The 19,199-nt window shown below is 69.8% G+C and carries 20 protein-coding genes and 1 pseudogene; 8 read left to right on the forward strand and 13 right to left on the reverse strand.

The genetic code is table 11. The features are described 5' to 3' along the window. Positions 1–115 precede the first annotated feature (115 nt). The 3 genes and pseudogenes from ABC319_RS08345 to ABC319_RS08355 all read left to right on the forward strand — a co-directional run bounded on the left by ABC319_RS08345 (position 116) and on the right by ABC319_RS08355 (position 2,994). Positions 116–1,172 (forward strand): annotated as a pseudogene (locus ABC319_RS08345) (IS30 family transposase). Positions 1,173–1,352: 180 nt separating this feature from the next. Further along, the gene (locus ABC319_RS08350) at positions 1,353–2,057 is read left to right on the forward strand and encodes an SDR family NAD(P)-dependent oxidoreductase (protein WP_413069777.1); all 705 of its coding nucleotides are present in this window, start codon (positions 1,353–1,355) and stop codon (positions 2,055–2,057) included. Beyond that, positions 2,047–2,994 carry a 50S ribosomal protein L11 methyltransferase gene (locus ABC319_RS08355; RefSeq protein ID WP_413069778.1) on the forward strand — a complete coding sequence of 316 codons (948 nt, stop codon included), beginning with the start codon at positions 2,047–2,049 and terminating at the stop codon, positions 2,992–2,994. The genes ABC319_RS08350 and ABC319_RS08355 overlap by 11 nt, the downstream gene beginning before the upstream one ends. Before the next feature lie 18 nt (positions 2,995–3,012). Here the strand turns inward: ABC319_RS08355 and ABC319_RS08360 are convergent, their stop codons facing one another. From ABC319_RS08360 to phhA, 4 genes are all read right to left on the reverse strand, one after another. After that, a complete protein-coding gene (locus ABC319_RS08360; RefSeq protein ID WP_413069779.1) occupies positions 3,013–5,397 on the reverse strand; it encodes a TonB-dependent receptor in 2,385 nt (794 codons plus the stop codon). A 355-nt stretch (positions 5,398–5,752) separates the two neighbouring features. Next, positions 5,753–6,124, reverse strand: coding sequence for a winged helix-turn-helix domain-containing protein (locus ABC319_RS08365; protein WP_413069780.1), 372 nt, complete (start codon positions 6,122–6,124; stop codon positions 5,753–5,755). Position 6,125: 1 nt separating this feature from the next. Beyond that, positions 6,126–6,332, reverse strand: coding sequence for a TOBE domain-containing protein (locus ABC319_RS08370; RefSeq protein WP_413071654.1), 207 nt, complete (start codon positions 6,330–6,332; stop codon positions 6,126–6,128). Continuing rightward, positions 6,332–7,210, reverse strand: a complete 879-nt coding sequence (gene phhA, locus ABC319_RS08375) for a phenylalanine 4-monooxygenase (RefSeq protein ID WP_413069781.1) — start codon at positions 7,208–7,210, stop codon at positions 6,332–6,334. The genes ABC319_RS08370 and phhA overlap by 1 nt, the downstream gene beginning before the upstream one ends. A gap of 41 nt (positions 7,211–7,251) precedes the next feature. On the opposite strand from phhA, the gene ABC319_RS08380 reads away from it, so the two are divergent. Continuing rightward, a complete protein-coding gene (locus ABC319_RS08380) occupies positions 7,252–7,899 on the forward strand; it encodes a TIGR02117 family protein (protein WP_413069782.1) in 648 nt (215 codons plus the stop codon). Then, a complete protein-coding gene (locus tag ABC319_RS08385; protein ID WP_413069783.1) occupies positions 7,860–8,618 on the forward strand; it encodes an esterase/lipase family protein in 759 nt (252 codons plus the stop codon). The genes ABC319_RS08380 and ABC319_RS08385 overlap by 40 nt, the downstream gene beginning before the upstream one ends. 27 nt (positions 8,619–8,645) lie before the next feature. Here the strand turns inward: ABC319_RS08385 and ABC319_RS08390 are convergent, their stop codons facing one another. Further along, positions 8,646–9,425, reverse strand: a complete 780-nt coding sequence (locus tag ABC319_RS08390) for an SDR family oxidoreductase (RefSeq protein ID WP_413069784.1) — start codon at positions 9,423–9,425, stop codon at positions 8,646–8,648. Between the two features lie 67 nt (positions 9,426–9,492). Between ABC319_RS08390 and ABC319_RS08395 the strand changes: the two genes are divergently transcribed. Continuing rightward, positions 9,493–10,245, forward strand: coding sequence for an ATP-binding cassette domain-containing protein (locus ABC319_RS08395; RefSeq protein ID WP_413069785.1), 753 nt, complete (start codon positions 9,493–9,495; stop codon positions 10,243–10,245). Beyond that, positions 10,242–11,780: an ABC transporter permease/substrate-binding protein gene (locus tag ABC319_RS08400; protein WP_413069786.1), complete on the forward strand. Its 1,539-nt coding sequence runs from the start codon at positions 10,242–10,244 to the stop codon at positions 11,778–11,780. The genes ABC319_RS08395 and ABC319_RS08400 overlap by 4 nt, the downstream gene beginning before the upstream one ends. Positions 11,781–12,002: 222 nt before the next feature. Here the strand turns inward: ABC319_RS08400 and purU are convergent, their stop codons facing one another. From purU to ABC319_RS08440, 8 genes are read right to left on the reverse strand one after another with little or no spacing between them, the layout of a single operon-like run. Beyond that, positions 12,003–12,869, reverse strand: a complete 867-nt coding sequence (gene purU / locus ABC319_RS08405; RefSeq protein ID WP_413069787.1) for a formyltetrahydrofolate deformylase — start codon at positions 12,867–12,869, stop codon at positions 12,003–12,005. After that, positions 12,866–13,249, reverse strand: a complete 384-nt coding sequence (locus ABC319_RS08410; RefSeq protein ID WP_413069788.1) for a VOC family protein — start codon at positions 13,247–13,249, stop codon at positions 12,866–12,868. Before ABC319_RS08410 ends, purU begins: the two co-directional genes overlap by 4 nt. A gap of 23 nt (positions 13,250–13,272) precedes the next feature. Next, a complete protein-coding gene (locus ABC319_RS08415; RefSeq protein WP_413069789.1) occupies positions 13,273–14,379 on the reverse strand; it encodes an S-(hydroxymethyl)glutathione dehydrogenase/class III alcohol dehydrogenase in 1,107 nt (368 codons plus the stop codon). An 18-nt stretch (positions 14,380–14,397) separates the two neighbouring features. After that, positions 14,398–16,221 carry a cobaltochelatase subunit CobT gene (gene cobT, locus ABC319_RS08420; protein ID WP_413069790.1) on the reverse strand — a complete coding sequence of 608 codons (1,824 nt, stop codon included), beginning with the start codon at positions 16,219–16,221 and terminating at the stop codon, positions 14,398–14,400. Then, positions 16,221–16,562 carry a HepT-like ribonuclease domain-containing protein gene (locus ABC319_RS08425; RefSeq protein WP_413069791.1) on the reverse strand — a complete coding sequence of 114 codons (342 nt, stop codon included), beginning with the start codon at positions 16,560–16,562 and terminating at the stop codon, positions 16,221–16,223. The genes cobT and ABC319_RS08425 overlap by 1 nt, the downstream gene beginning before the upstream one ends. Further along, on the reverse strand, positions 16,552–16,857 hold the full coding sequence (locus tag ABC319_RS08430) for a nucleotidyltransferase family protein (protein WP_413069792.1): 306 nt from the start codon (positions 16,855–16,857) through the stop codon (positions 16,552–16,554). The genes ABC319_RS08425 and ABC319_RS08430 overlap by 11 nt, the downstream gene beginning before the upstream one ends. A 6-nt stretch (positions 16,858–16,863) precedes the next feature. Further along, complete coding sequence (gene cobS, locus ABC319_RS08435) at positions 16,864–17,883, reverse strand: cobaltochelatase subunit CobS (RefSeq protein WP_413071655.1); 1,020 nt, start codon at positions 17,881–17,883, stop codon at positions 16,864–16,866. A 37-nt stretch (positions 17,884–17,920) separates the two neighbouring features. After that, the gene (locus tag ABC319_RS08440; RefSeq protein ID WP_413069793.1) at positions 17,921–18,604 is read right to left on the reverse strand and encodes a winged helix-turn-helix transcriptional regulator; all 684 of its coding nucleotides are present in this window, start codon (positions 18,602–18,604) and stop codon (positions 17,921–17,923) included. Between the two features lie 62 nt (positions 18,605–18,666). On the opposite strand from ABC319_RS08440, the gene ABC319_RS08445 reads away from it, so the two are divergent. After that, on the forward strand, positions 18,667–19,104 hold the full coding sequence (locus ABC319_RS08445) for a VOC family protein (RefSeq protein WP_413069794.1): 438 nt from the start codon (positions 18,667–18,669) through the stop codon (positions 19,102–19,104). Positions 19,105–19,199: the final 95 nt, after the last annotated feature.

Raw genomic sequence — 19,199 nt, forward strand, 5'->3', positions numbered from 1 at the left:
ATTCCCACGCAGGCGGGAATCCATAGACGCTGACGTGGCGGCACGCACGGCGGTCTGCGCGTCTGGATCCGACGGATTCACGAAAGAAGTGCACCACCGATAGGGTGGCGGCGCGATGGGACAGGGATACAGGCAGCTCAGCCTCGATGAGCGGATAGAGATCGCCCGGCTTTGGGCGTCAGGATGGTCGTGGCGTCGTATCGGGGCGGCGATCGGACGCAGCCATACGACGGTGAGCCGAGAGGTGAGGCGCAACAGTCGCATGACCAGGATGTGGTCCGGCGGCTATGCGCCTGTGCGGGCGCAGGAACTGGCACAGCGACGGCGGCGATGGGATTGCCGCTTCAAGCTGGTGCGCCAGCCGGACCTGCGGGACCGCGTCAGGCAAAGCCTTGCGATGGGGATGATGCGGTCGGATCGCCTGCCGATCCGCAAACATGCCGGGGGCATGTTTGACGCATCGTCCGCCCGAGCAGATCGCCGGCCGACTGGCGCGCGAGGCTGGTCGCACCGTCATCAGTCATGAGTCAATCTACCGCTTCGTCTATCACCGCTCGGCGCAGAAGGATTACTGGCACCGCCTGCTGCCCCGCGCCAAGTCGCGCCGCGGACGACACCGCCTGCAAGGCGGCAGTCCCGCCAGCTTCATCAAGCACCGCCGCTCCATCCACGAACGCCCGCCCGCGGCACAGGACCGACGTCAGCCGGGCCATTGGGAAGCCGATTACATGCTGTTCTCGCGCTACGGCGACAACATCCTCGTCCTCCACGAGCGCACCACCCGCTTCACCATGCTCGACCAACCGCCTCATCGCAGGGCATCGATGACCGCTCGGCGCATCGCCCGGCAGCTCCGCGACATGCCCCAGCCGTTGCGACGGACCATCAGCTTCGACAATGGGACCGAGTTCGCAGAACACCATCGCCTGCGGCACCTTGGACTGCAGACCTTCTTTTGCGATGTGCGAAGCCCCTGGCAGAAGGGCGGGGTCGAGAACACCATCGGTCGCCTGCGGCGCCTGCTGCCCCGCAAAACCAACCTCGACACCCTCTCACCCGCCCAACTGCGCGCCTACGCCACCCGACTCAACGACACACCTCGAAAATGCCTCGACTTCCAAACACCCGCCGAGGCATTCCTCAACCTCTCAACCGGTGCACTTCAAACGTGAATCCACATCCCCGCCTGCTCGGGGATGACGGGAGTTGGTGGGATCGCCCTCTCCTTCCCCGTCCCGTCATCCCGGTGTGCGCCGGATGACGGCAGGGGAAACGATCGCGGCACTATCCACCCTGCCCCGCCCTGGCCCCGCCCCATGGCCTCCGCCCGCCACCCGCGCTAAGCGGCGGGCATGACGATACTTCTCACCGGATCCAGCCGCGGCATCGGTGGCGCGATCGATGGCGCGCTGCGCGGCGCCGGCCGGGCCGTGATCGGCCATGGCACCGCCAGCGGCATCCCCGCCGACTTCGACGAGCCCCACGCCGCCGCCGCGCTTTGGGACGCGGCGCTCGACCGGGCGGGCGGCACGATCGACGTGCTGGTCAACAATGCCGGGGTGTTCGAGGCCAACCCGCTCGACGCGGACGACTGGACCGCCGGGTGGGAGCGGACGATGCGCATCAACCTGACCGCGTCGGCCGAGCTATGCCGGCTGGCCGTCCTCCACTGGCAGCGGCGCCGCGCCGGGGGGTGGGACGGCGAGGGCCGGATCGTCAACGTCGCCAGCCGCGCCGCCTATCGCGGCGACAGCCCGGCGCACTGGCACTATGCCGCGTCGAAGGCGGGGATGGTGGCGATGACCAAGACGATCGCGCGGGGCTATGCCCGCGACGGCATCCTCGCCTTCGCCGTCTGCCCCGGCTTCACGATGACCGGCATGGCGGACGACTATCTGGCCAGCCGCGGCGGCGACAAGCTGCTCGCCGACATCCCGCTGGGTCGCGTGGCACAGCCGGAGGAGATCGCGAGCGCGGTGCGCTTCCTGGCGCTGGAGGCGCCGGCGTCGATGACCGGCGCGGTGATCGACGTGAACGGCGCCTCCTATGTCCGATAGCTGGCGGGTCACCCTGCCCTGCACCCGGACCGAGGCGGAGGCGATCGACGCCGCGTCCGACCTGGCGATCGACGCGGTGCTGATGACCACCGAGGAGGTGGAGGACGATGTCGAGCGCTGGCGGCTCGACGCCTATATGGACGCCGCGCCCGATGCGGCGATGCTGGCGGCGCTCGCCGCGCTGGTGCCGAGTGCCGGCGAGCGGGCGCCGACAGTCGTGCAATTGACCGACGAGGATTGGGTGACGCTGAGCCAGCAGGGGCTGGAGCCGATCCGCGAGGGGCGGTTCGTCGTCCATACCAGCGCGCATCCGGTGGCGGTGGACGCGGCGACGGGCGAGCGGGCGTTCCTGATCGATGCCGGCCGCGCCTTCGGCACCGGGCACCACGGCACGACCAGCGGCTGCCTGGCGATGCTGGACGCGATGGCGCGGACCGGCAAGCAGTTCACGCGGGCGATCGACATCGGCACGGGCACGGGATTGCTCGCCTTCGCGGCGGTGGAACTGTGGCCGGGAGCCGATGTCACCGCAACCGATATCGACCCGGTGGCGATCGAGGTGACGGCCGCCAATGCGGCGCTGAACGGGGTGGCGGACGTGACGCTGATCGTCGCGGACGGAACGCTGGACGAGGCGATCGTCGCACACGCGCCCTACGACCTCGTCATCGCTAACATCCTCGCCGGGCCGCTGGTGTCGATGGCGCCCGAACTCGCCGCGATCGCCGCGCCGGGCGCGACGGTGCTGCTCGCCGGCCTGCTGGAGACGCAGCGCGCGACGGTGGAGGCGGCGTACCGCGCGTGCGGCTGCACCGTCGATGCGATCGACCGGCGTGGCGACTGGACGGTCGTGCGGCTGACCGCGGGGGCGGAGCGCTATGTCCCGACTGCGCCGTTCGATCCCAAGGGGCGGGACGGCTGGGCGCTGGACATCTGATCCGGCGCCCGCCTCCTCTCACATCCTGAACCGCACCGTCCCGCCGATCGTGCGCGGGTCGCTGGGGCTGCCCAGGATCAGCCCGGAATTGCCCGCCTGGATCGTCAGGTTCTGGATGTAATCGGCGCCCAGCAGGTTGCGCGCCCAGACGATCAGCTCCAGCCCGTCGGCGAAGCGATAGCCGATATTGGCGTTGGTCAGGTTGTAGCCGCGGATATAGGTAAAGCGCGACAGGCTGGGGTCGCCGTTATAGCCGCTGCGCGAGGCGGTATCGACATGGACGAACACCGCGCCGTCGCCGACCGGCCGGGAATAGTCGAGCCCCGCGGTCAGCGCGAGGCGCGGCAGCGAGGCCAGCCGGCGGCCGGTCAGGCTGCACCGCGTCGTCGTGGCGGTCTGCACCTCCAGCGGGCACGGCCCGGCCGGATAATCGCTATACTCGCCGTCCGACCAGGCGACGCTGGTCCGCGCGCTCAGGCCCGGCAGGATCAGCGCGGTGACGTCCGCCTCGATCCCCTTCACCGTCACTTGCGGGATGTTCGACAGGTAACCGCGCAGCTGCACCGTCTGGGTCAGCGAGTTCTCGACCACGGTCGCCTGGAAGTCGCGGACCTTGGTGTAGAAGCCGTCGACGTTGAAGATCAGCCGCCGGTCGAATAGCGTGTTCTTCAACCCAATCTCGTACGTCTCATTGCGCTCGGGCCGGACCACGGCAGTGGCGAGCACCGGACGGTTGGCGTTGTCGAGCGGCAGGCCCGACATGTTGATCCCGCCCGATTTGAAGCCGCGCGCATAGCTGGCATAGGCCATCACGTTGCCGGTCACCTGCCACGCGATGTTGCCGCGGCCCGACAGGCTGCCGTCGCTGTCGTGCGCCTCGTAGCTTTGTGGGCGCAGCACGCCCAGGCGGGCGGCGATCAGCGCCGCGCTGGTCGTCGCCGGGCCGCCGGCGACGGTGGTGGCGTAATAGCCGTCCTTCTCCTCCTGCGTGTAGCGCAACCCGACCGTCGCGGTGACGGCGGGCACGATCCGCCAGTTGACCTCGCCGAACGCGGCATAGCTCAGGCTGCGGAAATCGGTGCGCCCGTCCTGGCCATAGCCGTCGAGCAGGTTGGCGGGCACCGGCGTGTTCGCGGCGCCGGTGGTGGTACCGATCAGGTAGCGCGCGGCGGCGGGGCCGTAGATGCTGATCGGCCGCCCGACCAGCTTCTGCCGGAATCCGTACAGGCCGACCACGTAGGTCAGCGGCCCCGCCCCGTTCGAGGCGAGGCGCAGTTCCTGGCTGTACTGGTCCTGCCGCGACGGGATGTGCTGCGACAGCTGGACGGGCAGGCCGGTATAGTCGCGGTCGTTCTCCGCATCCCAGTTCCAGAAGCGCCACGCGGTGACCGAGGTCAGCGTCGCGAAGCCGAGATTCCAGTCGGTGATCGCGCTGACCCCGCCCTCGTTGGTGTCGACACCCAGCGGCCCGTCGATGTCGGTGACGCGGTCGTAAGGGTTGGTGCTGGCTGGCGCATAGCCGAACTGCGCGGCGAGGCCGGCGGGGCCGCTGAACTGGCGATTGGCGGCGCGCTGGCTGGTGCCGGTGCGCAGATAGACCTGCCCGCAGCAATAGGCCTGGAAATTGGTGACGTCGGCGATGACCCGCATCTGGATCGTGTCGTCGGGCCGGAACAGCAACTGCCCGCGCACCGCCTGCGTGCCGAGCGTGTTGGTGTCGCGACCGGTGCGGATGTTGTCGATCACGCCGTCGCGGCGGGTCAACACGCCGGACACGCGATAGGCGATGCTGTCGGTGATCGGCCCCGACACCCAGCCCCTGGCCTGCACGAAGTCGAAATCGCCGTACGACAGCTCGGCGAACCCCTGCTGCGTGAAACTGGGCGCGCGCGTCGTGATGTTGAGGGCGCCGGCGGTGGTGTTCTTGCCGAACAACGTTCCCTGCGGCCCGCGCAGTTCCTCGATCTGCTCGACATCGGCGAAGTCGAACGCCGCGGTGGCGGGGCGGGCATGATAGACCTGATCGACGTAGAAGCCGACGCCCGGTTCCAGCCCGTCGTTCGCCTGGCTGACCGCGACGACGCTAGACCCCAGGCCGCGGATGGTGAAGGCGGTGTTGCGCGGATTGGCGGAGCTGTAATTCAGGCTGGGGATCAGCGTCGTCAGTCCCTGCGTATTCACGGTGTAGCTCTGGTCGATCAGGTCGCCGCCCACCACCGACAGCGCGGCCGGCACCCGCTGCGCATCCTCCGCGCGGCGACGGGCGGTGACGATCACCTCCGGCAGGGAATCGGCGTCGTCGGCCTCGGCAGCCTGATCGGCCGGCGCCTGCTGCGCCGCGACCGGCACCGCGAGACACAGCGCCAACGAGGCGCACAGAACCGGGCGGACAGGATTGGACATCGACGACAGACCCCTTCGACGGCGCGGTTCGTCCGCACCTTTATGCCCGTTCGTATATCGAGGACGTATTTGGCCGTATATAGAGGATGAACGCGACGATCGGCTCTGCGCCCCCCGACGCTCCATTTTCGTCGTCATTTCGCCGGATGCCGGGACCCACGGTTACGGACCATCGATGGCCTGGGGACGCGGGAAGATATGGATTTCGGCGGTCGCCGGGATGACGGCTGGGAGCATCGAGCGGGAGGTGTGACGCACCTTCCTCACCATCGTCGCCCCGGACTTGATCCGGGGTGACGGACAATGGTGAACCTGATTGATCGCCCCATGCTGGCGGGAGAACGCTCCCCTCGCTTCAATGCGCCGGGCGCGGCTCGTCGCGCAGGTTCGCCAGCAGTTGCGCGCAGGCCGGGCGCGCCGCCAGCGCGGCGGCTTCCTCCTCCAGCGCCCGGTATGCGGCCAGCACGGTGCGACCCGTCTCGGTCACCCGCGCGCCCCGCTCCTGCCCGCCGCCGCGCAGCGTCTCGACCAGCGCCGGATCGAAGCAGCGGTTCATCTCGTCGACCAGCAGCCAGGCGCGACGATAGCTCATGCCGATCGCGCGACCGGCCGCCGAGATCGATCCATGGGCGGCGATCGCGTCGAGCAGGTCGGCCTTGCCCGGCCCCATGGCGAAGCCGTCGCCGCAGGCGACCTGCAGCTTCAGCTTGAGCGGGCCGACCTTCACCTCATTTGCCGATCATCACGTCGCTGGCCTTGACAACGACGGTCACCGCGTCGCCCGTCGCCAGCGCCAGTTCGGCGATCGCTTCCTCGGTGATGCTGGCGGTGACGACATTGCCGCCGCCGATATCCACCTTGATCGTGCCGTTGACCGCGCCGGGGGTGATCGACACCACCGTGCCGGCGATCTGGTTGCGTGCGCTGAGCTTCATCATGTCGTCCTCCAGCCCTTCGAGCGGGCATAATCCTGCGTCCCGCGGGTCAGCACCGTGTCGGTGTCGAGCACGGTCGCGACTGGCAGGTCCGGCTGCTGCTTCAGGGCGTCGTACAGCGGCGCGAAATCGGTTTCCACGGTCAGGCGCAGCAATTCGTCGAAGCTGGGCACGACGAAATAGGTCTGCTGGAAATCGTCGATCCGGTATTCGGTGCGCATCACCCGCGCCAGATCCAGCATGATCCGGTCGGGACTGGGATCCTCCAGCGCGAAGCGGCTCTCCGAGAAGCTCGACACGATGCCCGCGCCATAGATGCGCAAGCCCTCCGGTTCGGCGATCAGCCCGAACTCGACCGTGTACCAGTACAGCCGGCTGAGATACTTCAGCGCCCCCAGCCCCAGCGCCCGCTGACCGCCACGGCCATAGGCGGCGAGATAGTCGGCGAACACCGGATCGGCCAGCATCGGCACATGCCCGAACACGTCGTGGAAGACGTCGGGCTCCTGCAGGTAATCCAGCTGCTCGGGCGTGCGGATGAAGTTGCCCGCGACGAAGCGGCGATTGGCCATGTGGTCGAAGAACACCTCGTCCGGCACCAGCCCCGGCACCGCCACCACCTGCCATCCGGTCAGCGCCATCAGCCGGTCGGACAGCACGCGGAAATCGGGGATGCCGGGCTTGTCCAGCTTCAGCACGTCCAGCCCCTTCAGCCACGCGTTCGACGCACGGCCGGGCAGCAGCGTCGCCTGGCGCGCGAACAGCGTGTCCCAGGTGGCGTGTTCCTGCGGCGTGTAGCGATCCCATTGCTGGTCGATCGTCCAGTCGGCGCCGGCATGGGCGGGCGGAGTGTCGAGCACGTGCGTATCGTTCGCCATGGCGCTATCCTAGCATGGATGGTGACAGTTGAAACCTTATCGTGAGGCGCTGGCTGCTCCGCCTGCTGCTCGCCGTCGCCGCGTTGCCGGTCGTCTGGCTGGTGGCGGGCGCGATCGGCGGGGCGGTGCCGGTCAACCGTGACTGGCGGGCACCGGCGGCGGGCATCACCATCTATGTCGAGACCAACGGCGTCCACACCGGCATCGTCGTGCCGAAGCTGGCGGCCGGCATCGACTGGCGCCGGCTGGCGCGCGCGCAGGACCTCGCCGATCCGCGCTACGCCGGGTACGACCACCTGTCGTTCGGCTGGGGGGAGCGCGGCTTCTATCTCGGCACGCCGACCTGGGCCGAGCTGCGGCCGGGCACGATCGTCGCGGCGGCGCTGGGCAGCGACGACACGCTGGTCCATGTCGACCACCTGCCCCGCCCCGCGCCGGGGCCGCAGGTCCGCGCGCTGGTGCTCCGGCCCGCGGAGTACCGGCGGCTGGCGCGCTTCATCGCGGCCAGCGTCGCGCCCGGTGGCGAGCGGCGGCACGGCTATGCGGATTACGACGCCTTCTATCAGGGACGCGGGCATTACGATGCGATCACGACGTGCAACGAGTGGACCGGCGCGGCGCTGCGCCATGCGGGGGTGAGGATGGGGGCATGGACGCCGTTCCCAGCGACGGTGATGCAATGGCTGTGATGGTGCGTCCGCCGTCGAAGGCATTGTGGGCGGCGGAGGTGCCGCGCGCGGCGTGGATGGCCGCGACATGGTGGCGGCACCGGGGCGCGCTGGCGGCGGCGGCGCGTGGGGACGGCCGACCCGTTCTGCTGCTGCCCGGCCTGTTCAATTCCGACCGCTCGAACGCGGTGCTGCGCCGCTATCTGGCGGGTCTCGGCTACCGCGCGGAAGGATGGGGGCTGGGCCGCAACCTGGGCGTGAAGACCGTCGGCCTCGATGCCGGGCGGCTGATCGCGCGGGTGGAGGCGATGGCGCGCGATGCCGGGCCGGTGACGCTGATCGGCGTCAGCCTGGGCGGCATCATGGCGCGGCTGGTGGCGCACGAGCGGCCCGATCTGGTGCGCGAGGTGATCACCATCAGCTCGCCCTTCGCCGGCAGCGGCCGTGCCACCAACGTCTGGCGCGCGTTCGAGTGGTTCACCGGCGAACGGCTGGACGATCCGGCGGTGATCGCCCGGTCGCAACGGATCGCCGGCGCCCTGCCCGTCCCCGCCACCGCGATCTGGAGCCGCAGCGACGGACTGGTCACCGGCACGATCTGCCGCGACGACGCGTGCCACGCGATCGAGGTCAGGAGCGGCCATCTGGGCGTGCAGCTGCGCCCGGCGGTGCTAATCGCGGTGGCGGGGGTGCTGGCGGGGAATGGCCGCAGTTCCCAATCTCCGTCATCCCGGGCTTGACCCGGGATGACGGAGATTGGAAATGCCCTACCTCAACCCGCGGCCGCGCATCTGCGCGCGTAGCCGCCCCGGCAGCCAGCGTGCCGCGAACGACAGCCGCCGGGCTGTCCTGCCCACCGGCCACAGCAACCGGTCGCCATGCACCGCCGCCCAGGCGGCCTCCGCCACCTGTTCGACCGGCGTGAACTCCAGCCGCGCGGCGGTCACCATCTCGCGCACCGTGGCGTTGCTGCCGGTCAGCGTCGCGTTCAGCAGCGGCGTCTCGATGAAGCCCGGCATCAGCGCGCGGACGCGGATGCCGTCCGCTGCCCATTCCGCGTCCAGCGTTTCGGTCAGGCTGCGTACCGCCGCCTTCGTCGCGCCATAGATCGACATGTTCGGGCCGCCATAGATCCCGGCGGCCGAACAGGTGTTCAGCAGGCACGCCTCCGTCGCCCTCGCCAGATAGGGGTAAGCCAGCCGCGCGCCGTCGATCACGCCGACCAGGTTGATCGCGATCACCCGGTCGATCTCGTCGCCGCCGGTCTGCGCCAGCGGCCCGCCGGCCGGCACCCCGGCATTGTTGAACAGCACGTCGAGCGCCCCGTCGGCGCCGCAGAAGCCGGCCAGGGTCCGCATCCACGCGTCCCGGTCGCGCACGTCCATCACATGCGTTTCCGCCGTCTCGGGCAGCAGTGCCGCAGTGGCGGCCAGTCCGGCCGCATCGACATCGGCGAGGCCGATGCGCCATCCCCGTGCGGCGAACAGCTGCGCGGTCGCGCGGCCGATCCCCGATCCGCCGCCGGTGATCAGGATACTGCGTGCCATCCGGGCTTCCTTCCCCAAGTGATTATGTTTTTGACGATGGCGCAGGCGTCGCCCATCGTCGCGCCCGATGCAACCGCCCGCCCTCGCCTGGGAACAGGTCACCAAGCTCTACGGCGACACGGCGGCGGTCAACGACGTGTCGCTGGCGGTCGCGCCGGGCAGCTTCGTCGCGCTGGTCGGCACCTCCGGATCGGGCAAGTCGACGCTGCTGAAGATGGCGAATCGCCTGATATCCCCGACGCGCGGCCGCGTGCTGCTCGCCGGGGAGGATGTGACGACCGGCCCGGCGCCGGCGCTGCGGCGGCGCATCGGTTACGTGTTCCAGAACATCGGCCTGTTCCCGCACATGACCGTCGCCGACAACATCGCGATCGGCCCCCGCATCGCCGGCCTGCCGCCGCCCGACATCGCCCGCCTGCTCGACCTTCTGGAGCTGCCGCGTGACGCGGCCGCGCGGATGCCGGCGGAGCTGTCCGGTGGCCAGCGCCAGCGGGTCGGCATCGCCCGCGCGCTGGCACCGGGCGCGACGCTGCTGCTGCTCGACGAGGCCTTCGGCGCGCTCGATCCCGTCACGCGCGACGCCCTCGGCCGACGCCTGCGCGATCTGCACGACGAACTGTCGCTGACGACCATGCTGGTGACGCACGACATGGCGGAGGCGCTGCTGCTGGCGACGCGCGTGGTGGTGATGACGAACGGCCGCATCGTCGCCGACGAGGAGCCCGCCGCGCTCCTTGCCGGCAGCGGCGGCACCGCGGCGCAGGCGCTGGTCGCGGTGCCACGCGATCAGGCTGCCCGGCTGGCGGCGATGGCCGGATGAGCGCCTTCGCCGCCGCGCTGTCGCGCGTTCCGCCGCTCCTCGCCGCGCATGTCGTGCTCAGCCTGGCGGCGGTGGCGCTCGGGTTGCTCATCGCGGTGCCATTGGCGATCGCCGCCGCCCGCCGCCCCCGCCTCGCCGCGGCGGCGCTGGGGTTCGCCAGCCTGATCCAGACCATCCCGGCGCTGGCGCTGCTCGCCCTGTTCTTCCCGCTGCTGCTGCTGGTCGGCGGCGGGGCGCTGCCGGCGCTGGGGTTCCTCCCCTCGCTGATGGCGCTGACCCTCTATGCGCTGCTGCCGCTGCTGCGGAACGGCGTCGCGGGGCTGCGCGGCATCGACCCGGCGGTGATCGAGGCGGCGGACGCGGTGGGGATGACGCCCGCGCAACGGCTGCGCCTGGTCGAGGCGCCGCTCGCCGCCCCCGTCGCGATCGCCGGGCTGCGCACCGCGGCGGTGTGGACGATCGGCGCGGCGACGCTGTCGACCACGGTCGGCCAGCCGAGCCTGGGCGACCTGATCTTCGCCGGGCTGCAGACGCAGAGCTGGTCGCTGGTGCTGGCCGGCTGCGCCGCCGCGGCCGCGCTGGCATTGGCGGTCGATGCGCTGATGGGGCTGGTGGAACGCGGCATTGCCACCCGCCGGCGTGGGTTGTGGATCGGTGCGCTGGCGATGCTGGCGGCCGGCCTGCTCGCCGCCACCATACCCCTGTGGTGGCCGGCAAGGGACGCCGACCGGCCGCTGGTAACGGTCGGCGCCAAGAACTTCGCCGAGCAATATATCCTCGCCCGGCTGATCGGCGACCGGCTGGAGCGTGCCGGCTACCGCGTGCAGTACCGCGACGGGCTGGGATCGGCGGTAATCTTCGGCGCGGTCGCGAGCGGCGCGGTCGACGTCTATGTGGATTATGCCGGTACGATCTGGACGAACGAGATGAAGCGGACGGACGTGCCGCCCCGCGCGGCGATGCTCGGCGCGATCCGCACATGGGCGGCGCGCACGCACGGCGTCGGGCTGGTCGCGCCACTGGGGTTCGAGAACGCCTATGCCTTCGCGATGCGCGAGGACGATGCGAGGCGGCGCGGCATCGCGACGCTGGCCGATCTGGCCGCGCAGTCGGGGTCGCTGCGGCTGGGCAGCGACCTGGAGTTCCTGGAACGGCCGGAATGGGCGGCGGTGCGCCGCGCCTATCCGATGCGCTTCGCCGCCGCAACGCCGTTCAGCCCGACCTTCATGTACCAGGCGCTGGCCAGCGGGCGGGTCGACGCGATCACCGCCTTCTCCTCCGACGGACGCATCGCGGCGGAGCGGCTGCGCGTGCTGACCGATCCGAAGCGCGCCATTCCCGGCTATGACGCGATCCTGCTGGCGGCGCCGGCCCGGACGAACGATGCCCGCTTCCTCGCGGCGTTGCGGCCCCTCGCCGGACGGATCGGGGTACAGGCGATGCGCCAGGCTAACTACCGCGTCGACCGCGAGGCGGACAAGCAGTCGCCCGAGCAGGCGGCGGCGTGGCTGGCGCAGGCGATCGGCGTGGATTGAGCCCCGCGCTCCATCGTCACTCCTGCGCTGACAGGATCGCGGGATGGCGTGACATGCATCCAGACTGAAGCGCCTCCCCCGGCGAAGGCCGGGGTCCAGCTGGAACGGCCGCAATGACGACGCACGACGTGTTCCTCTTCCGTCTCCCGATTGGGCCCCGGCCTTCGCCGGGGGAGGCGTTTGTCGACGGCTCGGCGGGCATCCCGCTCCATTGCCCCCGTCCTACCGAAACACCACCGTCCGGTTGCCGTTCAGGAACACCCGCCGCTCGCCCACCCACGCCACCGCGCGGGCCAGCACCTGCGCCTCGATGTCGCGGCCGATGCGGATCAGGTCGTCGACGCCGGCGCGGTGATCGACCCGCTCCACCGCCTGCTCGATGATCGGCCCCTCGTCCAGATCGGCGGTGACGAAGTGCGCGGTGGCGCCGATCAGCTTGACGCCGCGGGCATGCGCCCGGTGATAGGGCTGCGCGCCCTTGAACCCCGGCAGGAAGCTGTGATGGATGTTGATGCATCGCCCCGCCAGCGCCTCGACCAGCCGCGGGCCGAGCACCTGCATGTAGCGGGCGAGTACCAGGTAATCCGCGCCGCTCGCCTCCATCAGCGCCAGGATCGCGTCCTCCTGGACCGCGCGGTCGTCCGCGCCGACCGGCAGGTGGTGCCAGGGCAGGCCGTGCCATTCGACCAGCGGCCGCAGCGCATCGTGGTTCGACAGGACGCCGACGATCTCGACCGGCAGCGTGTTGGTGCGCCAGCGGTGGAGCAGGTCGTTCAGGCAGTGCGATCCCTTCGACACCGCGACCAGTACGCGCGGGCGATCCGCCTGGCTGGCGAGCGACCAGTCGAAACCGAACCGTTCGGCGACCGGCGCCAGCGCAGCGGCGAGCGGCTCGCCTGTCGTCGGGAAACGCTCGCCACCCCGGCCGAACACGACGCGCAGGAAGAACCGCCCCGTCTCCAGATCGGCATATTGCTGGCTGTCGAGGATGAAGCCGTCGACGCCCGCCAGCGCCCCCGCCACCGCCGCGACGATGCCGACCCGGTCCGCGCAGGTCAGCGTCAGGACGAACGGCGGCTCCCCGGTCACGCGGGCAGCAGGTGGCGGGCGCAGATCTTGTTGCCGGCGGGATCGCGCAGATAGGCGAGGTAGAGGCGCCCGACCGGCATCTCGCGCACGCCCGGCGGGTCCTCACACGGCGTGCCGCCATGCGCCAGCCCGGCCGCGTGCCACGCATCAGCCGCTTCGGGCGAGTCGGCCAGGAAGCCCAGCGTACTGCCGTTGCCGTGCGTCGCCGTCTGGCCGTCGATCGGCCGGGTCAGCAGGAAACGGCCGCCGTCGTGCGAATAGACGATCCGCCCCTTCGCATCGGGCGTGCCGGGCGGAACGCCGAGCGCACCGAGCGCCGCATCGTAAAAGGCGCGGGAAGCGTCCAGATCGTTCGCGCCGAGCACGGCATGGCTTATCATCGTCAATTCCCTTCAGGATCGCGTCAGTAGATCACGACCGACCGGATGCTCTCCCCGGCGTGCATCAGGTCGAACCCCTTGTTGATCTCGTCCAGCGTCAGCCGATGGGTGATCATCGGGTCGATCTGGATCATGCCGTCCATATACCAGTCGACGATCTTCGGCGTATCCGTCCGCCCGCGTGCACCGCCGAACGCGGTGCCGCGCCAGTTGCGCCCCGTCACCAGCTGGAACGGACGCGTGCTGATCTCCTTGCCCGCCTCCGCCACGCCGATCACGATGCTGGTGCCCCACCCGCGGTGGCAGCATTCCAGCGCCTGGCGCATCACATCGGTGTTGCCGGTCGCGTCGAAGCTGTAATCGGCGCCGCCGTCGGTCAGCTGGACGATGTGCTGGACGATATCGCCGATGCTCTTCGGATTGGCGAAATGGGTCATGCCGAACCGGCGGCCCCATTCCTCGCGGGCCGGGTTGATGTCGACGCCGACGATCATCTTCGCCCCCGCCAGCTTCGCGCCCTGGATCACGTTCAGCCCGATGCCGCCCAGTCCGAACACCACCACCGTGTCGCCCGGCTGCACCTTGGCGGTATGCACCACCGCTCCCACGCCCGTCGTGACGCCGCAACCGACATAGCAGCTGGTGTCGAACGGCGCGTCCGGCCGGATCTTCGCCACCGCGATTTCGGGCAGCACGGTGAAGTTCGAGAAGGTCGAGCAGCCCATATAGTGGAAGATCGGCTGCCCCTTGTAGCTGAAGCGGGTGGTGCCGTCCGGCATCAGCCCCTTCCCCTGCGTCGCGCGGATCGCGGTGCACAGGTTGGTCTTGCCCGACAGGCACGACTTACACTGGCGGCATTCGGGGGTGTAGAGCGGGATGACGTGGTCGCCGGGCGCGACGCTGGTCACGCCCGCGCCCACCTCGCGCACGATCCCGGCACCCTCATGGCCCAGTACGCTGGGGAACAGCCCCTCGCTGTCCAGCCCGTCCAGCGTATAGGCGTCGGTGTGGCAGATGCCGGTCGCCATGATCTCCACCAGCACCTCGCCGGCCTTCGGCCCCTCCAGGTCGAGTTCGACGATCTCCAGTGGCTGTTTGGCTTCGAACGCGACGGCGGCACGGGTCTTCATGGGCTATGCTCCGGAAGGTCAGTCGGCGTCGAACAGCGACGCGAGTTGCTCGATGATCGTACCGCCCAGCTGCTCGGCATCCATGATCGTCACGGCGCGGGCATAATAGCGGGTCACGTCGTGGCCGATGCCGATCGCGATCAGCTCGACCGGGCTCTTCGCCTCGATCCAGCCGATCACCTGGCGCAGATGGCGCTCCAGATAGCTGCCGCTGTTCACCGACAGGGTCGAATCGTCGACCGGCGCGCCGTCGCTGATCACCATCAGGATGCGGCGATCCTCGGGCCGGGCGATCAGGCGGCTGTGCGCCCACAACAGCGCCTCGCCGTCGATATTCTCCTTCAGCAGCCCCTCGCGCATCATCAGGCCCAGATTCTGGCGCGCGCGGCGCCATGGATCGTCGGCCTTCTTGTAGACGATGTGGCGAACGTCGTTCAGCCGCCCGGGCTGCGGCGGGCGGCCGGCGGCCAGCCACGTCTCGCGGCTCTGCCCGCCCTTCCACGCGCGGGTGGTGAAGCCCAGTATCTCGGTCTTCACCCCGCACCGCTCCAGCGTGCGCGCCAGGATGTCGGCCGAGATCGCGGCGATCGAGATCGGGCGCCCGCGCATCGATCCCGAATTGTCGATCAGCAGCGTGACGATCGTGTCGCGGAAATCGGTATCGCGCTCGACCTTGTAGCTCAGCGACTGGCCGGGACTGACGACGACGCGCGCCAGCCGCGCGGCGTCGAGCATCCCCTCTTCCTGGTCGAAATCCCAGCTGCGGTTCTGCTGCGCCATCAGCCGCCGCTGCAGCCGGTTGGCCAGTTTCGACACCGCCGATTGCAGATGCGCCAGCTGCTGGTCCAGATAACCGCGCAGCCGCAGCAGCTCGTCCGCATCGCACAGGTCGGTGGCGGTCACCACCTCGTCGAACTGGGTCGTCCATGGCTTGTAGTCGAACTGCGGCGCCGTGTCATTGCCGGGCCGGTTCGGGCGCACCGGCTGCATGCCATCGTCACCCTCGTCGCCGGGCTCGCCGTCCATGTCGTCGCCGGCTTCCTGATCGGAGTCCTGCTGGTCGTCGCCCTCGCCCTCCGCCTCGCGCTCCTCGCCGCGCGCTTCCATCTCGCCCTCGGCCTCCCCGCCCTCGGCCGCATCGTCGGTGTCGCCTTCGGACGGATCGTCCTGCCCGTCATCGTCGTCTTCGCCGCTTTCGTCGCTCTCCTCGGGCTCCTGCTCCCCCTCGACCAGTTCCAGGTCGGCGAGCAGCTTGTTGGCCAGCGCCTGGAACGCGCGCTGGTCGTCCAGCGCCAGCGCCAGTGCCGACAGGTCGGCGCGCTCATCCACCCAGTCGCGCACCATGCCGAGGCCCGCATCGGCGGCCGCGGGCGAGGGGCGGCCGGTCAGCGCCTCGCGCACCAGCAGCCCCAGCGCGGTCGACAGCGGCACCTCCGCCCGGGTCCGCGCCCGCGCGATCGGATCAGATTTCAACCGCATCTCCAGCGCCTGCGCCAGATTGTCGCCGATCCCCTCGTAACCGCGGCTGCCCAGCGCCTCGATCCGCGCCGTCTCCACCGCGTCGTACACCGCGCGCGCCACCGGATCGCCGGGCGCGGCACGCAGGTGGATCCCGGGGTCGTGCAGCTTCAGGCGCAACGCGAACCCGTCGGCGAACCCGCGCGCCTCCGCCACCTGCTCCGCGGGCAGCGCGCGCGCCGGCATCGGCACCTTCAGATGCTTGCCCGACTGCACCGGCAGGTCGGCGGTGAAGGCCAGCTCCACCTCCGGCTCGTCCGCCAGCGCGCGCGCGGCGCCGCCGAGAACGGCCTTGAACCGGTCGAGCGGGGTTTCGTTGGCCATCAGCTACCCAATGCTCTTTCCGCGGCAGCGACCAGCACCGGCAATTCGTCGCGGGCGGTCCGCAGAAGCAGCGCAGGATCGATGTTGCGATAGTCGTGACGCAAGCGGTTGCCGAGACCGCGGATATTGCGGACCGGCAGGTCCGGATCGATGCGCGCCATATCGTCCGGGCCGATCTGGATCACCGCTTCGGTGATACGCTGCAACAGCCGTTCCACCGCCAGCAACGTCCTCTCGTCCGCCGCCAGCGTCTGCTCATCCATTCCCGCGACGTAGGACAGAAGAAGGTTCGCGTCTTCCACGACATCGGTCAGAAACAGGCGGGTCCGCTCAGAATACATGGATGCGGTCGCGATCGATCTGGGCCTGCAGGCGCGGGCGGCGGCTCGGTTCGGTGACCAGGTCCACCTTCACGCCGCCCAGCATCTCGGCGAGCCGGTCCTCGATACCGAAGAAGCCAAACGGCCCCAGCGTCCTCACCTGATCATAATCCATGATGGCGGCCAGATCGACGTCCGAGTCGGGTCGATCCTCCCCGCGCGCGGTCGAACCGAAAATGGACAGACGCTCGATTCCCAGGGCGCGCAGGTCCGCCTCTCGCGCGCGGAGCCGCTTCAGAGCCTCGGCCTTGTCCATCTGGGCCTAACCCCGCATCACCACGCTCTCGGGCAGGTCCTTGCCGAACACGCGCTGGTAATATTCCGCCACCAGCGGCCGTTCGGCCTCGTCGCACTTGTTCAGGAACGACAGGCGGAACGCCAGCCCGACATCGCCGAAGATCAGCGCGTTCTGCGCCCAGGTGATGACGGTGCGCGGGCTCATGACGGTCGAGATGTCGCCGTTGACGAACCCCTTGCGCGTCAGGTCGGCGACGCGGACCATCGCATCGACGGTCTTCTTGCCGTCCGGCTTGTCGTATTCGCCCGACTTGGCGAGCACGATCCGCGCCTCGACCGCGGCGGGCAGGTAGTTCAGCGTGACGACGATGTTCCAGCGGTCCATCTGGCCCTGGTTGATCTGCTGCGTGCCGTGGTACAGCCCGCTGGTGTCGCCCAGGCCCACCGTGTTGGCGGTCGCGAACAGGCGGAACCACGGGCTCGGCCGGATCACGCGGTTCTGGTCGAGCAGGGTCAGCTTGCCCTCGGTCTCCAGCACGCGCTGGATCACGAACATTACGTCGGGCCGGCCCGCATCATATTCGTCGAACACCAGCGCGGTCGGCGTCTGGAGCGCCCAAGGGAGCAGCCCCTCGCGGAACTCCGTCACCTGCTGCCCGTCGCGCAGCACGATCGCGTCGCGGCCGATCAGGTCGATGCGGCTGATATGCGCGTCCAGGTTGATCCGGATGCACGGCCAGTTCAGCCGCGCCGCCACCTGCTCGATATGCGTCGACTTGCCGGTGCCGTGATAGCCCTGCACCATCACGCGGCGGTTGTGCGCGAAGCCCGCCAGCACCGCCAGCGTCGTCTCGCGGTCGAAGACATAGGCGGGGTCGAGGTCGGGCACGCGTTCGTCCGCCTCGGAAAAGGCGGGAACCTCCATGTCGAGGTCGATGTCGAACGCGTCGCGCACGTTCACCACCTTGTCGGGGGCGTCGAGGATCGTCGTCTCGCGCCGGTTATGATCAAAGGGGGCGGGCTGGGTGTTGGGGATATCGGTCATGGCCATGGCCCGAACGTCTTAGGCCAAGGTCGGCTCCCTACTCAACCGACGCTTTCGGCGGCAGCACGAACAACCGCGCGAAATCGAGCGCCGCGCCGGCATCGCCCGCGACCGCGATCGGCAGCGCCTCCAGCGGCACCTTGCCGTATACGAACGCGGCGACGATCGTCGGCTCGGTGGTCAGCACCACCTGCGCGACCCCGGCCGGCTCCTCGCGCGTCACCTCCAGCGTGTCGGCGACGCGGACGACGAACGCTTCGTGGCCGAAGCGGAAACCGATCGCCCCGTGCCAGTCGCCACGCCCGCGATCGAACATCGTCCGGAACGACAGCATGATCGACGCAGGCGAGATCGGCAGCGTCGGGTCGTGATCCGGCGATCGTGCCGCCCAGCGGCCCAGCGCCTGGATCGCGCCCTCCGCCTCGTACCCCCACTCGGTCAGGCGATAGACCTGCACGGCCGCCGGCGGCGGCAGCTTCTCGCGCCGGAGGACGCCGGCGGCCTCCAGCCCGCCCAGCCGCTGGGTCAGGACATTGGCGCTGATCCCGGCCAGCGCGGCGCGGATCTCGCCGAAGCGCCGCGGCCCGAACATCAGCTCGCGCACGATCAGCAGCGACCAGCGCTCGCCCACCAGCTCCAGCGCGTGCGCGGTGCCGCACGCATCGTCGTACCACCGCTTCGCCGTCGCCCGGGCCTCGTCAGTTACTTTTTCTAACTTCATAGTTGCTTTTACTAACCGAATCGCGCATCCAACGCAAACAGCGAGTCGAAGGAGGGGCGGACATGCAACCGATGATCTTCGTGAACCTGCCGGTCAGGGATGTGGAGGCGTCCGCCGCCTTCTACACCGCGATCGGCGCGACCAGGGACGAACGCTTCAGTACTCCCGGCCGGGCGGCGTCGATGCAATTCTCGGACACGATCGTCTTCATGCTGACCTCGCACGAGTTCTTCGGCACGTTCAGCCCGCGCCCCGTCGCCGATGCGCACGCGACGGCACAGGCGCTGTTCTGCCTGTCGCAGGACAGCCGCGCCGCCGTCGATGCGATCGTCGAGGCGGCGGCGGCGGCGGGCGGACGCGCCGACGTCAACGCGCCCGACGATCACGGCTTCATGTACGGACGCAGCTTCGAGGATCCGGACGGCCATCTGTTCGGCCCGATGTGGATGGACGTCGACGCCGCGCTTGCCGCGATGGCCGCGCCGCCGGCGGCGGGCTGACGCGGTGCGCGTCGCCCGCGAATGGTCGATCGGGCTGGCCGCCTTCGTCGCGACCGCGCTGCTGATCGCCACCCGGCACGGCCTGATCGGGGCCG

It is taken from the genome of Sphingomonas phoenicis, from assembly GCF_047238005.1.
Lineage (GTDB): Bacteria > Pseudomonadota > Alphaproteobacteria > Sphingomonadales > Sphingomonadaceae > Sphingomonas.

Coding starts and splice junctions, on each gene's coding strand:
- ABC319_RS08350 (WP_413069777.1), top strand. CDS start 1,353: ATGACGATACTTCTCACCGGATCCAGCCGCGGCATCGGTGGCGCGATC.
- ABC319_RS08355 (WP_413069778.1), top strand. CDS start 2,047: ATGTCCGATAGCTGGCGGGTCACCCTGCCCTGCACCCGGACCGAGGCG.
- ABC319_RS08360 (WP_413069779.1), bottom strand. CDS start 5,397: ATGTCCAATCCTGTCCGCCCGGTTCTGTGCGCCTCGTTGGCGCTGTGT.
- ABC319_RS08370 (WP_413071654.1), bottom strand. CDS start 6,332: ATGAAGCTCAGCGCACGCAACCAGATCGCCGGCACGGTGGTGTCGATC.
- phhA (WP_413069781.1), bottom strand. CDS start 7,210: ATGGCGAACGATACGCACGTGCTCGACACTCCGCCCGCCCATGCCGGC.
- ABC319_RS08385 (WP_413069783.1), top strand. CDS start 7,860: ATGGACGCCGTTCCCAGCGACGGTGATGCAATGGCTGTGATGGTGCGT.
- ABC319_RS08390 (WP_413069784.1), bottom strand. CDS start 9,425: ATGGCACGCAGTATCCTGATCACCGGCGGCGGATCGGGGATCGGCCGC.
- ABC319_RS08395 (WP_413069785.1), top strand. CDS start 9,493: ATGCAACCGCCCGCCCTCGCCTGGGAACAGGTCACCAAGCTCTACGGC.
- ABC319_RS08400 (WP_413069786.1), top strand. CDS start 10,242: ATGAGCGCCTTCGCCGCCGCGCTGTCGCGCGTTCCGCCGCTCCTCGCC.
- ABC319_RS08410 (WP_413069788.1), bottom strand. CDS start 13,249: ATGATAAGCCATGCCGTGCTCGGCGCGAACGATCTGGACGCTTCCCGC.
- ABC319_RS08415 (WP_413069789.1), bottom strand. CDS start 14,379: ATGAAGACCCGTGCCGCCGTCGCGTTCGAAGCCAAACAGCCACTGGAG.
- cobT (WP_413069790.1), bottom strand. CDS start 16,221: ATGGCCAACGAAACCCCGCTCGACCGGTTCAAGGCCGTTCTCGGCGGC.
- ABC319_RS08425 (WP_413069791.1), bottom strand. CDS start 16,562: ATGTATTCTGAGCGGACCCGCCTGTTTCTGACCGATGTCGTGGAAGAC.
- ABC319_RS08430 (WP_413069792.1), bottom strand. CDS start 16,857: ATGGACAAGGCCGAGGCTCTGAAGCGGCTCCGCGCGCGAGAGGCGGAC.
- cobS (WP_413071655.1), bottom strand. CDS start 17,883: ATGACCGATATCCCCAACACCCAGCCCGCCCCCTTTGATCATAACCGG.
- ABC319_RS08440 (WP_413069793.1), bottom strand. CDS start 18,604: ATGAAGTTAGAAAAAGTAACTGACGAGGCCCGGGCGACGGCGAAGCGG.
- ABC319_RS08445 (WP_413069794.1), top strand. CDS start 18,667: ATGCAACCGATGATCTTCGTGAACCTGCCGGTCAGGGATGTGGAGGCG.